Annotated in this window: 7 protein-coding genes; 6 read left to right on the forward strand and 1 reads right to left on the reverse strand. The window is 67.1% G+C overall.

What is annotated here, in order from left to right; translation table 11 throughout:
- The first annotated feature begins 274 nt into the window (after positions 1–274).
- The 5 genes from ACEN98_RS21835 to ACEN98_RS21855 are packed head-to-tail and all read left to right on the forward strand — an operon-like array spanning position 275 to position 7,859.
- Entirely contained in the window at positions 275–4,504 is a 4,230-nt protein-coding gene (locus tag ACEN98_RS21835) for a YhdP family protein (RefSeq protein WP_413387053.1), read from the forward strand.
- Positions 4,501–5,301 (forward strand): carbon-nitrogen hydrolase family protein, encoded by an 801-nt coding sequence (locus tag ACEN98_RS21840; RefSeq protein WP_413387054.1) that lies wholly within the window; start codon positions 4,501–4,503, stop codon positions 5,299–5,301. Before ACEN98_RS21835 ends, ACEN98_RS21840 begins: the two co-directional genes overlap by 4 nt.
- A gap of 43 nt (positions 5,302–5,344) precedes the next feature.
- Positions 5,345–6,805, forward strand: a complete 1,461-nt coding sequence (gene tldD, locus ACEN98_RS21845) for a metalloprotease TldD (RefSeq protein ID WP_056123277.1) — start codon at positions 5,345–5,347, stop codon at positions 6,803–6,805.
- A gap of 14 nt (positions 6,806–6,819) precedes the next feature.
- Positions 6,820–7,623 carry a hypothetical protein gene (locus tag ACEN98_RS21850; protein ID WP_413387055.1) on the forward strand — a complete coding sequence of 268 codons (804 nt, stop codon included), beginning with the start codon at positions 6,820–6,822 and terminating at the stop codon, positions 7,621–7,623.
- Between the two features lie 41 nt (positions 7,624–7,664).
- On the forward strand, positions 7,665–7,859 hold the full coding sequence (locus ACEN98_RS21855; protein ID WP_413387056.1) for a hypothetical protein: 195 nt from the start codon (positions 7,665–7,667) through the stop codon (positions 7,857–7,859).
- 75 nt (positions 7,860–7,934) lie between these two features.
- Here ACEN98_RS21855 and ACEN98_RS21860 read toward each other — a convergent pair whose 3' ends face one another.
- A complete protein-coding gene (locus tag ACEN98_RS21860; RefSeq protein ID WP_413387057.1) occupies positions 7,935–10,799 on the reverse strand; it encodes a TonB-dependent receptor in 2,865 nt (954 codons plus the stop codon).
- 436 nt (positions 10,800–11,235) lie between these two features.
- Here ACEN98_RS21860 and aroG point away from each other — a divergent pair, with 436 nt between their 5' ends.
- Complete coding sequence (gene aroG / locus ACEN98_RS21865) at positions 11,236–12,297, forward strand: 3-deoxy-7-phosphoheptulonate synthase AroG (protein ID WP_056123286.1); 1,062 nt, start codon at positions 11,236–11,238, stop codon at positions 12,295–12,297.
- The last annotated feature ends 18 nt before the right edge of the window (positions 12,298–12,315 follow it).

Below are 12,315 nucleotides of genomic sequence, written 5' to 3' on the forward strand. Positions count from 1 at the left end.
GAGTTGTGCGTTTCGGGACGCTTGCTATGGGGTAAAATTGCCCGCCATGCTGCCCTGGGTCAGCACGATGTTAAGGTAGACGCCGCGGATGTTGCAAGCGCTCTCTTTTATTTACAGATTAACAACAAGGCACCTCGAAAACCGTCGTGAGCGGCGGCAGATTTGGCAGAGAAGCGCAGCTGTACGGATGTACAGCGAGCATCGCAGGCCGAATCTGCAACGCGCAACAGGTTTGCGAGGTCCCTGACACTCGGCGAGTCTTTTGACGCTATTGATGCACAACCCGGAACCGCAGGCGCAGCGCGAGCCCAACGCGCATGAGCAGGCGCACCCCCAGACGCACGCGCTGCCGCTGGTGGAGCGCTGGGCCCGCGCGCGTGCCTGCTACCGCTATGCGAACCTCGCGTCGCATCATGTGCTCGGCTTCACGATCAAGGCCGTCCTGCTCGTCTACTTCGCGTTCACGGTGCTGTTCCTGGTGCTGCGCTACGCAGTCCTGCCGAACATCGATTACTACAAGCCCGACATCGAAAAGGCCGCCAGCCGCGCGCTGGGCAACCAGGTGACCATCGCGCGCGTCTACGCATCGTGGCGCGGCCTGCGCCCGAACCTGTACCTGGGCGACCTGCGCCTGCACGACCGCGCCGGGCGCCAGCTGCTGGCGTTGCCGTCCGTGTCCGCCACCGTGTCGTGGTGGTCCGTGGTGGCGGCCGAACCCCGGTTCGAGGCGCTGGAAATCAACCGGCCGGAACTGGACGTGCGGCGCAGTGCGGACGGCATCATCGCCGTCGCGGGTGTGCGCATCGATCCCAATAAAAAGGAAGAGGGCGGCGGCGCCGACTGGCTGCTGCGCCAGCACGAGGTCGTGATCCGCGAAGGCCGCCTGACGTGGACGGACGAACTGCGCGCCGCGCCCACGCTCGCGCTGTCGGACGTGACCCTCGTGCTGCAGAACCGCTGGACCACGCACCGCTTCGCCCTGAAGGCCGCGCCGCCGGCGGGCGCGGGCGACCCGCTCGACCTGCGCGCGCGCTTCTCCCACCCGCCGTTCGGCGCCAAGCCGTCCGATGCAAGGCGCTGGAAAGGCCAGGTGTATGCCGACCTGCGCAACACCGACCTCGCCGCCTGGAAGCAGTACGTCGATTATCCGTTCACCCTGCAGGAAGGCCGCGGCTCCGTGCGCGCCTGGCTCGACTTCGACCACGCCCGCCTGGCCGGGTTCACGGCCGACCTGGCGCTGGCCGGCGTCAGCGCGCGCCTCGGCCCGGACACGCCGCCGCTGGCCCTGTCGCGCGTATCGGGCCGGCTGTCGGCCAGCGAGACCATCGCGCCGAACGTGGACGACGGCAAGCCGACCTTCGGCGCGCTGGGCCATGCGATCGGCCTGGAAAATTTCTCCGTCGTCACGGAAGGCGGCGTCGTGCTGCCGCCGGCCACCCTGAACGAGTCGTGGCGCCCCGCCACGCGCACCCAGCCGGAACGGTTCGAAGTGCGCGCCGAACAGCTGGACGTGGGCGCGCTGGCCGCGCTGGCCGTGCAACTGCCCATCGCGCCGGCGCAGCGCCAGCTGCTGACGGAACTGGCGCCGCGCGGCCGCATCAACGACGCCGACGTCGAATGGCAGGGCCGCTTCCCGCACATCGCCGGCTACCGTGTGCGCGGCGACGTCGAGAACCTCGGCATGAATCCGCTGGCGGCGCGCGCCGAGCTCGCCGCAACCGATGGTCACCCGGCCCAGCCCGCGCGCCCCGCGCTGCCGGGTTTCAGGAATCTGTCGGGTCGCATCGACGCGAGCGACCATGGCGGCAGCGTCGACATCGATTCCGACAAGCTCGTGCTGGCGCTGCCGGCCTGGTTCGCCGATCCGGAAATGCCGTTCGATCAATTTGCGCTGCACGCACGCTGGACGCAGCTGGCGGACGAGCAGCTGGCCGTCGACGTCGACAGCCTGAACCTGACCCAGGGCGCGCTGAAGGCGAGCTTGACGGGCCGCCACGTGCTGTCGTTGAAAGCCGGCCAGGGGCCGGGCAATGCCGACTTCACGGGCACGGTCGACAATTTCGAGATCGGCAGCATCGGCCGCTGGCTGCCGCTCGCGACGCCGGAAGGCCTGCGCGAATGGCTGACGGGTGCGCTCCAGGGCGGCATGCTGCACGACGCGCGCCTGCGCCTGCGCGGCGACCTGGCTCACTTCCCGTTCCGCGCCGAGAATGCCGTGCAGCGCGCCAAGGGCGAGTTCCGCGTCGGCGGCCGCATCGAGGACGGCAAGCTCGAGTACGCACCCGGCCACAAGGCGGCCGACGGCAAGACGCCGCTGTGGCCGCTGCTGGAAAACATCGACGGGTCCATCGTGTTCGACCGCGCCCGCATGGACATCCACGCCGACACGGCACGCACGCAGGGCATCGCCCTGTCGAACGTGAAGGCCGTGATTCCCGAGCTGGGCATCCACGAGATGATGCTCGACATCGACGGCACGGCCGCCGGCCCGCTGCCCGAGTTCCTGCACTACGTGGCGGCCAGCCCCGTGCTCGAATGGATCGGCCATTTCACCGAGGACACCAAGGGGACCGGCCCGGCGAAGCTGGGCCTGAAGCTGCACCTGCCGCTCGCGAACCTGCACGATGCGAAGGTGCAGGGCGCGCTGCAATTGCAGAACAACGAGGTCGTGCTGTTCCCCGACCTGCCGCCGATCGAGGCCGCGCTGGGCCGCATCGAGTTTTCCGAGCACGGCGTGAACCTGAACGGCGTGGGCGCCAGCTTCCTGGGTGGGCCGCTGCAATTGTCCGGTGGCACCCAGCGCGACGGCAGCATCCAGATCCGCATGGCCGGCAGCGCCACGGCCGAGGGCATGCGCCAGACGCGTTCCCTGCCGGCGCTGCAGCGCCTGGGCAATAAACTGTCCGGCGGCGCACGCTTCGGCGGCACCGTCACGGTGAAGGACCGCCAGACCCAGATCATCCTCGACACCAACCTGGCCGGCCTCGGCATCGAACTGCCGGCGCCGCTGAACAAGCCCGCGCCGGACGCGCTGCCGCTGCACTTCGTCCTCACGGGCCAGCCGACGGGCGTGGATGGCGTGGGCCACGACGACATCCGCATCCAGCTGGGCAATATCGCGGCCGCGAAATACGTGCGCGAGCGCCAGCCGCACGGCCCGTGGATCGTCAAGCGGGGCGGCATCGGCGTCAACGTGCCGGCGCCCGAGCCGGACAGCGGCATGATGATCAACGTGAACATGAAGGCGCTGAACGTCGACCGCTGGCTCGCGGCGGCGGCCGACATCGCCGGACCGGGCGAGGCGGCGCCGGCTGCGTCCACTGAAACCGGCGGCGGCATGGCCCAGTACGTCGTGCCGGACATCGTGGCCGCCCGTGCCGGCGAACTGATCATCGGCGAGCGGGCGCTGCGCGACGTCGTCGTCGGCGCCACGCACCAGAACAATACGTGGCAGGCCAGCATCGATTCGCGCCAGGTCGTCGGCTACGTCACGTGGGCCGAATCGGGCCAGGGCCTGGGCAAGGTGACGGCGCGCCTGGCGTCGCTCGTGATCCCGGAATCGTCCGCGAACGAAGTCAAGGACCTGCTCGAATCGAACAAGGGCGCCAGCGCCAGCATCCCGGCCCTCGACATCGTGGCCGACCGCTTCGAGCTGTTCAACAAGCAGTTCGGCCGCCTGGAACTCGTGGCCAGCAATGCGCAGGCGCTGGCCGGGCGCGAATGGCGCATCGAAAAGCTGGCGCTGACGAATCCGGACGGCCAGCTGAAGGCGAACGGCCGCTGGCTCACGCGCGACGGCAAGAGCAACACGGCGCTCAATTTCACGCTCGACATCAGCGACGCCGGCCGCCTGCTGGACCGCCTGGGTTTCCCGGAGACGCTGCGCCACGGCAAGGGCTCGCTGTCCGGCGACATCTCGTGGGCCGGCCTGCCGTACTCGCTCGACATTCCGAGCCTGTCGGGTCAGATCCAGATGAATGTCGAGGATGGCCAATTCCTCAAGCAGGATCCGGGTGCCGCGAAGCTGTTGGGCGTGCTGAGCCTGCAGATGCTGCCGCGCATGCTGAAGCTCGACTTCCACGACGTGTTCTCGGAAGGCCTCGCCTTCGACGGCATCACGGCGAACGCGATGATCACGCGCGGCGTCGTGCGCACGGACAATCTCAAGATGCATGGCGTGGCGGCGACGGTGCTGATGGACGGCACGGCCGACATCGCGCACGAATCGACGAACCTGCACGTCGTCGTGATCCCGGAATTCAATCTCGGCACCAGCTCGCTCGTGTACGGCCTCGCGGTGAACCCCGTGATCGGCCTCGGCAGCTTCCTGGCCCAGCTGTTCCTGCGCGCGCCCGTCATGAAGGCGCTGACTTACCACATGCAGGTGACGGGACCGTGGAAGTCGCCGCACATCGTCAAGCTGGACAATTCGCCGGCCGTGAACGCCGCCGCCGAGAAAGCGGCCGCGCAGGACCGCAACAAGGACAAGAAGGGAAGCAAATGAAGACGACCGTCGCTGCCGTACAGATGGTGTCCACGCCCAATGTGGACGAGAACATTGCCACCGCGCGCCGATTGATCGCGGACGCCGCCGCGCGCGGCGCGCAACTGGTCACGCTGCCGGAATACTGGCCCATCATGGGCATGACGGACACGGACAAGGTCGCCCGCGCGGAACAGCCGGGCCACGGCCCCATCCAGGATTTCCTGGCCGGACAGGCGCGCGAGCACCGTATCTGGCTCATCGGCGGTACCTTGCCCCTCGTGTCCAGCGACGCCGGGCGCGTGCTGAACACGACGCTCGTCTACGATCCGGCCGGGCAACATGTCGGCCGCTACGACAAGATCCACTTGTTCGGTTTTAATAAAGGCAGCGAATCGTACGACGAGGCCCGCACCATCGTACCGGGCGAGACGGTCGGCGGCTTCGACGCGCCGTTCGGCAAGGTCGGCCTGGCCATCTGCTACGACCTGCGCTTCCCGGAACTGTTCCGCGCGATGGGCGATTGCGCGCTGATCGTCGTGCCGGCCGCGTTCACGCACACGACGGGTCTTGCGCACTGGGAAGTGCTGCTGCGCGCCCGCGCCATCGAAAACCAGTGCTACGTGCTGGCCTCCGCGCAAGGCGGCACGCACGTGAACGGCCGCCGCACGTTCGGCCACAGCATGCTGATCGACCCGTGGGGCGAGGTGAAGGACGTGTTGCCGGAAGGCGAGGGCGTCGTCAGCGGCGCGATCGATCCCGCGTACATCGCGAAGGTGCGCGAGAGTTTGCCGGCACTGAAACACCGCAAACTTTAAGGTATGGCACAATGCCCCATCCCTATCAGAAAGACCTGACGCAATGACTCCATTCGAACCGAATCTCTCCTCCCTCGCTGTCGCGCGCGACGTCCTGTTGACGCCATTCGGCCTCGACGAAGGCAAGCTGATCACGACGCTGGGGACCATGTTCACGCACAAGGTCGACTATGCCGACCTGTATTTCCAGTTCACCAAGAGCGAGGGCTGGAGCCTGGAAGAGGGCATCGTCAAGAGCGGCAGTTTTTCGATCGACCAGGGCGTCGGCGTGCGCGCCGTGTCGGGCGACAAGACCGCTTTCGCTTACTCCGACGAAATTTCGCAGGCCGCCCTGCTGGACGCCGCCGCGGCCACGCGCACGATCGCGCGCGCGGGCGCCGGCCGCGTGAAGGTTGCAGCGAACGTCCAGCCGTCCGGCGGCCGCTCGCTGTACCTGCCGCATGACCCGCTGGCCTCGCTCGACGCCACCGCGAAGGTTGCGCTGCTGGAGCGTGTGGAAAAGATCGCACGTGCAAAAGATCCGCGCGTCGTGCAGGTGATGGCCGGCCTGGCCGGCGAGTACGACGTCGTGCTCGTCGTGCGCAGCGACGGCGTGCTGGCGGCCGACATCCGTCCGCTCGTACGCGTGTCCGTCACCGTCATCGCCGAGCAGAACGGCCGGCGCGAGATGGGCTCGTCGGGCGGCGGCGGTCGTTACGATTACAACTATTTCAGCGACGAACTGCTGGAGAAATACGCCAGCGAAGCCGTGCAGTCGGCTCTCGTGAACCTGGAAGCGCGTCCGGCCCCGGCCGGTCCGATGACCATCGTGCTCGGCCCGGGCTGGCCCGGCGTGCTGCTGCACGAAGCCGTCGGCCACGGCCTCGAAGGCGACTTCAACCGCAAGGGCTCGTCCGCGTATGCCGGCATGATCGGCCAGCGCGTCGCCGCGAAGGGCGTGACCGTCGTCGACGACGGCACGCTGCAGGACCGCCGCGGTTCGCTGAACATGGACGACGAGGGCAACCCGACCCAGTGCACGACCTTGATCGAAGACGGCATCCTGAAGGGCTATATCCAGGACACGATGAACGCGCGCCTGATGAAGATGCCGGTGACCGGCAATGCGCGCCGCGAATCGTTCGCCCACCTGCCGATGCCGCGCATGACGAACACGTACATGCTGGCCGGCGACAAGGACCCGGCCGAGATCCTGGCGTCGGTCAAGAACGGCCTGTATGCGGTGAACTTTGGCGGCGGCCAGGTCGACATCACGAACGGCAAGTTCGTGTTCTCGGCCAGCGAGGCCTACATGATCGAGGACGGTAAAGTGACGTACCCGGTGAAGGGCGCGACCCTGATCGGCAACGGTCCGGACACGATGAACCGCATCTCGATGATCGGCAACGACATGCGCCTGGACTCGGGCGTGGGCGTGTGCGGCAAGGAAGGCCAGAGCGTCCCGGTGGGCGTGGGCCAGCCGACCTTGCGCATCGACGGCGTGACCGTCGGCGGTACGGCCTGACGTCAACCGCAGCGATGGCGAGTGCCTTTGCAAACATGACGCCCGCCCTGCGCGGGCGTTTGTTCATCCGGGCTGCCCTCGCCGTGCTCGTCGTGTCGATGCATCCGTGGTGCACCGCAGCCGACGCTCGCACGAGCGTTCCGACCCGATTTGGTCCGGTCGAGACGCGCACCGTCGCCGGTGCTGACGCGGACAGTTCCAACATCCTCTTTCGCGGCGCGCCGCTCGGCCAGGTCGACGGCGATGCCAACCTCGTCAAGCTCTCCGTACAGGATGACGCCGACTATGTGATTGCGGACGCCTTCCTGCCGGGCCTGCACTGCCATCACCGTTTCACCCTGCTACAAATTGGCCCCGGCGATGAGGCGACGATGTCGCAGCCGTTCGGCGATTGCATGACCCTGTTCGGCGCCCGTCGCGCGGGCGACAGACTGGTCATACAGTTGGCGCACGAGACGACGGCGCAGGTGCACGAGTTCGTCTGGATGCAGGACCGCATGAAGGAACTCACCAACGTGCTCACGCGCTGCGAAGCGGCCCAGCTGACGGCCGCCTCGCGCTGGCTTCCGGTGGCCGCCGGGCAGGCCGCGCGCGTCATCACCGGCACCGGCCGCGCCTGGTTCCACACCGCGCCGCTGGACGAGTGCAAGCTTCCGCAGCTGTTCGTCATTCCCGGCGACGTGCTGACCGTCATCCACACGTACGGCGACTATGCGGACGTCGCGTACCGCAATCCGCGCACGGGCCGCGAGGCGAGCGGCTGGATCAGGGTCGAGCGGCTTGCGCCGATGCGGACGCCATCGGATGCGCCCTTGTGACACACTGGCTCCGACAGATTAACCATCGCAAGGAGCGCAACATGGCCAACGATCAAGCACAGTCCCCGCAGACCAACGCACAGCAGGGGCAACCACCCGCGCAGCCGGAGGCTCAGCAAGATGCGCAGCAGCCCTCCGACTTCGACGGCCTCGAAGGCAAGAAGCCGGAGGAGCTGACGCCGGAAGAGCTGCGGCTGATGGCTGACACGATGCCTGGCGAAGGACCGGGTGACTGAGGATAAGCACGCACTTCGGCTGCGCGACGAAATTGGGCCCCGGCCTTCGCCGGGGCGATGGTTTTAGGTCGCGTCCTAGAACGAGTACCGCGCCCCCAGTGTGAAATAGCGCCCGCGCGCACCCTCGTAATCGAGCGGGTTGTACGCTTGTGCGCCATACGTCAGCGGGTCGAGCGGCGCGATCTTGTCGAACAGGTTCTGGACCGAGCCGAACAATTCCCAGCGCTGCTGCGGCTTCCAGCGCACCACCAGGTCGACCGTCGTGAACGACGCCAGTTCGCAACCGTTCGGGGCGTCGGCGCCGTTGGCAAAGGTCACGGCACAACCGCTCGGGTCGCCCCGGAAGAAGCGGTTTTCCAGCACGCCGCGGTAGTTCACGTTGGCCGATACGCGCAGGTTGTTGCGGTCCCAGCCGAAGCGCATGTTGACACGGTCGGCCGGCGTGCCCGTGCAGTTCGTCACGTCGCAGTTGCCGTGCGTGCCCGCGAATTCGCGCGACGTACCGTCCCGTTCGGTGCGCAGCCATTCGAAGATGTGCGTGTACTTCACGTCGAACGTGGCATTGCCCCAGGCCTCCGGCAGGCGGTGGTTGTAGCGCGCGTCCACGTCGAGGCCGCGCACCTTGCTCTGGGCGGAGTTGACGTAGCGGGTCAGCACGGCCGTGATCTGGCCCGGGTCGCCCGGGATGCCGCTCACGCTGCCCGGGTCGCGCGCCACGCTGCCGGCAGCGATGGCTGCGTCGACCTGTTCCTGGTTGATCTCGTTCTTGCGCTTGATCTTCCAGTAGTCCACGGAGATGCTCGTGCGCGGCAGCGGGTCCCAGATGACGCCCAGCGTGTAGCTCTTCGACCGTTCCGGCGACAGGTTCGGGTTGGGCGACGTGATCAGCGCCACCGATGCCGGGTTGCAGGCGTTCGTCACGCCCAGGGCGCAGCGCACGGGGTCGGCCGCAGTGGAGAACGCGGCCAGGCCGCCGACGCCGTTCTCGGCCGGACTCGGCGCGCGGAAGCCCCGCGCGAACGTGCCGCGCAGCGCAAATTCGCGCACCGGCGTCCACTTCAGGCCGAACTTCGGCGTGTACGAACTGCCGACGTCGGTGAAGTGGTCGTAGCGCAGGGCCGCCGACGCTTCCACGTTGAACGGCAGCGGCGCGAGGCCTTCGCCGTACAGCGCGAACACGTTGCGGGCGCCGGAATACGCGGAATAGCCCAGGCCGATGACATTGCCCCGTTCCGTGCCGGTGGTGGGCAGCAGTTCCGTCATCTCGTGGCGGAACTCGGTGCCCAGCGCCAGGCCCAGGTTGCCGGCCAGCCAGGGAATGCCGCTGAATTCGCGCGTGGCCTTGAAGTCGATCTGGCCGATCTTCGTGTTGGCCCTGTTGCCGATGGTCGGCGACAGCGCGGCGTACACCGCGGGCGAATTCAGGCCCGCGTTCTCGGCGATGCGCCAGACGGTACCCAGCGGTAGCGCCGCATAGGCCGGGCTGTTCGCCGCCGCCGCCGCGATGTTGGCGGGGGTGGGATCGAGCAGGGCGAAGGCGACGTCGCGCTGCAGGAAGCCGTTCTGGTTGTTGTTGACGTGGTTGTGCGAGAACAGCAGGGACGAGTCCCAGTCCCAGCCGTAGTGCGTGCCCTTGGCGCCGCCGAGCCAGCGCAGGAAGTTGGAATCGATGCTGGACTTGCGCGGCCCAACGTCGGCAGCCAGGTAGCGGATCCGCGCGGCCGTGCCGAAATACGGGTTGTCCGGATGGTTCGCACCGAGCTGGACGACGGCATTGTTCACGGGCCCGCCCGGGAAGCCCACGGAGGCGCTGACGGAGGAGGGCGTCGTGGCGGTGTCCGTCTGGCTCGTGTACCAGTTGAACTCGCTGTACAGCTGGAGCGCCGGGTCCAGCTGCATCGTGCCGCGCAGGAAGAAGCTCAGGTTTTCCTGCTTCGGCTCGATCTGGTTGTACTGCATCGAGGCGTCGATCAGGCAGCCGCCGCCGGGATCGCCCTGCGGGTGGCTCGTGAAGTTGGAGCAGGCCGCGCCGGGGAAGGTGCGGGTGAAGCCGGGACCGGCCAGGTTGCCGCGGTTGTAGTAATTGGTCGGATCGGCCGGATTGCGCACGTTGCCGTTGATGGCATTGCCGGCCGTGCCGGTGCCGGGCAGGATGGCGCCGGTACCGCCGAGCGCCTGGTCGGCCGAATAGCCCCAGCGGCGCAGGTCGTTGCGGCCGATCCAGTCGCGGTCCGCGCGGTCGCGGTACCAGATCTCGTCGAACTTCTTGTACTCGATGCTGAACAGGACGTTGTAGCGGTCGGTGTCGAGGCTGCCGACGCCCTTGGTGAAGGCGACGTTCGTGCGCTTGCCGTCCCAGTCGTTGGTGGCGCCGCGCGAGAAGCGCACCGTGTTGCCCTGGAAGTCGCGGCGCAGGATGATGTTGACGACGCCGGCGATGGCGTCCGAACCGTAGATGGCGGACGCGCCGTCCTTCAGCACCTCGACGCGCTCGACGGCATCCGTCGGGATCACGTTCAGGTCCGTGAACTGCTTTTGGCCATCGTCGGCGAGGCCGTACGGGGCCATGCGGCGGCCGTTCAGCAGCACCAGGGTGGACGCCGCGCCCAGGCCGCGCAGCGAGATGCCCGAGGCGCCGGCGGCGAAGCCGTTGCCGAAGGTGGTAGGCACGGAACCCTGGTTGTCGACGGCCAGCGTCTGCAGCAGCTCGGCCACGGTGGCCTTGCCGGAACGCTCGATGTCGGCGCGGTTGACGGTGATCACGGAGGACGCCGTTTCAGCCTCGGAGCGGCGGATGTTCGAGCCGGTGATCTCGACGCGCGGGACGGGCTTCGGTGCGGCTTCCTGGGCCGGCGCCGGCAATGCCAGGATCGCCAGGCCGATGGCGCCCCCGCCCGCGAACAGGCGTCGGATCGTCCGGGATATCGGGGTTTCAGTCATGTCCAGACTCCAATAGGATGAGGGATAATCGACCCGGTGCGCATCATCCGGGGCTCGTTGCGACTTTTGCATCTTGCATAAAGGGGCAACTGACATCTCTCAAGCGTGTCCGGCACGGCGGAAAAGATGTCGGGTTGATGCAACCGATCGCCTGTATAGGCAACCGTAACCGACAGATCACAGGCCAAATAAAGTCTTGCCAACGTCGCAGCAATGTTGTTATAGTCAATCGACTACTTCGGATCTCTCCATGCGCCACGCCGTTTTCTTTACCTTTTATTTTTGGTTTAGCCATTCCAGCCCGACGGCGGTGGAGTAGCGGCAGGTTCACGCAGCAACAGAACAGAGTCCGACACAAGAATCCAAAAGACCGCCGAGCTGGCGGTCTTTTTTTTTACGCCCCAGAATTTAACCAGATCAAGAACGGAGAACTGCAATGCCTCGCACCGACGACTTACGCATCCGCGAAATGAAGGAACTGACGCCGCCCTCGCACCTGATCCGCGAATTCCCGGTGACCCCGGAAGCGGAACAGGTCGCGTCGCAGGCGCGCATGGCGCTGCATCGCATCCTGCATGGGCAGGACGACCGCCTGATGGTCGTGATCGGCCCGTGCTCGATCCACGATCCGAACGCCGCGATGGAATATGCCCGCCGCCTCGTCGAGCAGCGCCACCGCTTCGCCGGCGAGCTGGAAGTGATCATGCGCGTGTACTTCGAGAAGCCGCGCACGACGGTCGGCTGGAAGGGCATGATCAATGACCCGTACATGGACAACAGCTTCCGCATCAACGACGGCCTGCGCATGGCGCGCGAACTGCTGCGCGACATCAATGAACTGGGCCTGCCGGCCGGCACCGAATTCCTCGACGTGATCAGCCCGCAGTACATCGCCGACCTGATCAGCTGGGGCGCGATCGGTGCGCGCACGACGGAATCGCAGGTGCACCGCGAGCTGGCGTCCGGCCTGTCGTGCCCGGTCGGCTTCAAGAACGGCACCGACGGCAACATCAAGATCGCAGCCGATGCGATCAAGGCCGCGTCGCAGCCGCACCACTTCCTGTCCGTGACGAAGGGTGGCCACTCGGCGATCGTGTCGACCGCGGGCAACGAGGACTGCCACATCATCCTGCGCGGCGGCAAGGCGCCGAACTACGACGCCGCCAGCGTCGAGGACGCCTGCAAGCAGCTCGCCGCCAACGGCCTCGCGAGCCGCCTGATGATCGACGCGTCGCACGCCAACAGCAGCAAGAACCCGCAGAACCAGGTACCCGTGTGCGCGGACATCGGCAGCCAGATCGCGGCGGGCGATACGCGCATCGTCGGTGTGATGGTCGAGTCGCACCTCGTCGGCGGCCGCCAGGACCTCGTGCCGGGCAAGGAACTGACGTACGGCCAGTCCGTCACCGACGGCTGCATCGACTGGGAGACCAGCATCGCCGTGCTGGAAAACCTCGCGGCCAGCGTGCGCGCACGCCGGTTGCGCGACGACGCCTGAAGGGCGGCCAAATAAGTC

The organism is Massilia sp. CT11-137 (assembly GCF_047302885.1).
GTDB lineage: Bacteria > Pseudomonadota > Gammaproteobacteria > Burkholderiales > Burkholderiaceae_D > Telluria > Telluria orientalis.

Coding starts and splice junctions, on each gene's coding strand:
- ACEN98_RS21835 (WP_413387053.1), top strand. CDS start 275: ATGCACAACCCGGAACCGCAGGCGCAGCGCGAGCCCAACGCGCATGAG.
- tldD (WP_056123277.1), top strand. CDS start 5,345: ATGACTCCATTCGAACCGAATCTCTCCTCCCTCGCTGTCGCGCGCGAC.
- ACEN98_RS21850 (WP_413387055.1), top strand. CDS start 6,820: ATGGCGAGTGCCTTTGCAAACATGACGCCCGCCCTGCGCGGGCGTTTG.
- ACEN98_RS21860 (WP_413387057.1), bottom strand. CDS start 10,799: ATGACTGAAACCCCGATATCCCGGACGATCCGACGCCTGTTCGCGGGC.
- ACEN98_RS21840 (WP_413387054.1), top strand. CDS start 4,501: ATGAAGACGACCGTCGCTGCCGTACAGATGGTGTCCACGCCCAATGTG.
- ACEN98_RS21855 (WP_413387056.1), top strand. CDS start 7,665: ATGGCCAACGATCAAGCACAGTCCCCGCAGACCAACGCACAGCAGGGG.
- aroG (WP_056123286.1), top strand. CDS start 11,236: ATGCCTCGCACCGACGACTTACGCATCCGCGAAATGAAGGAACTGACG.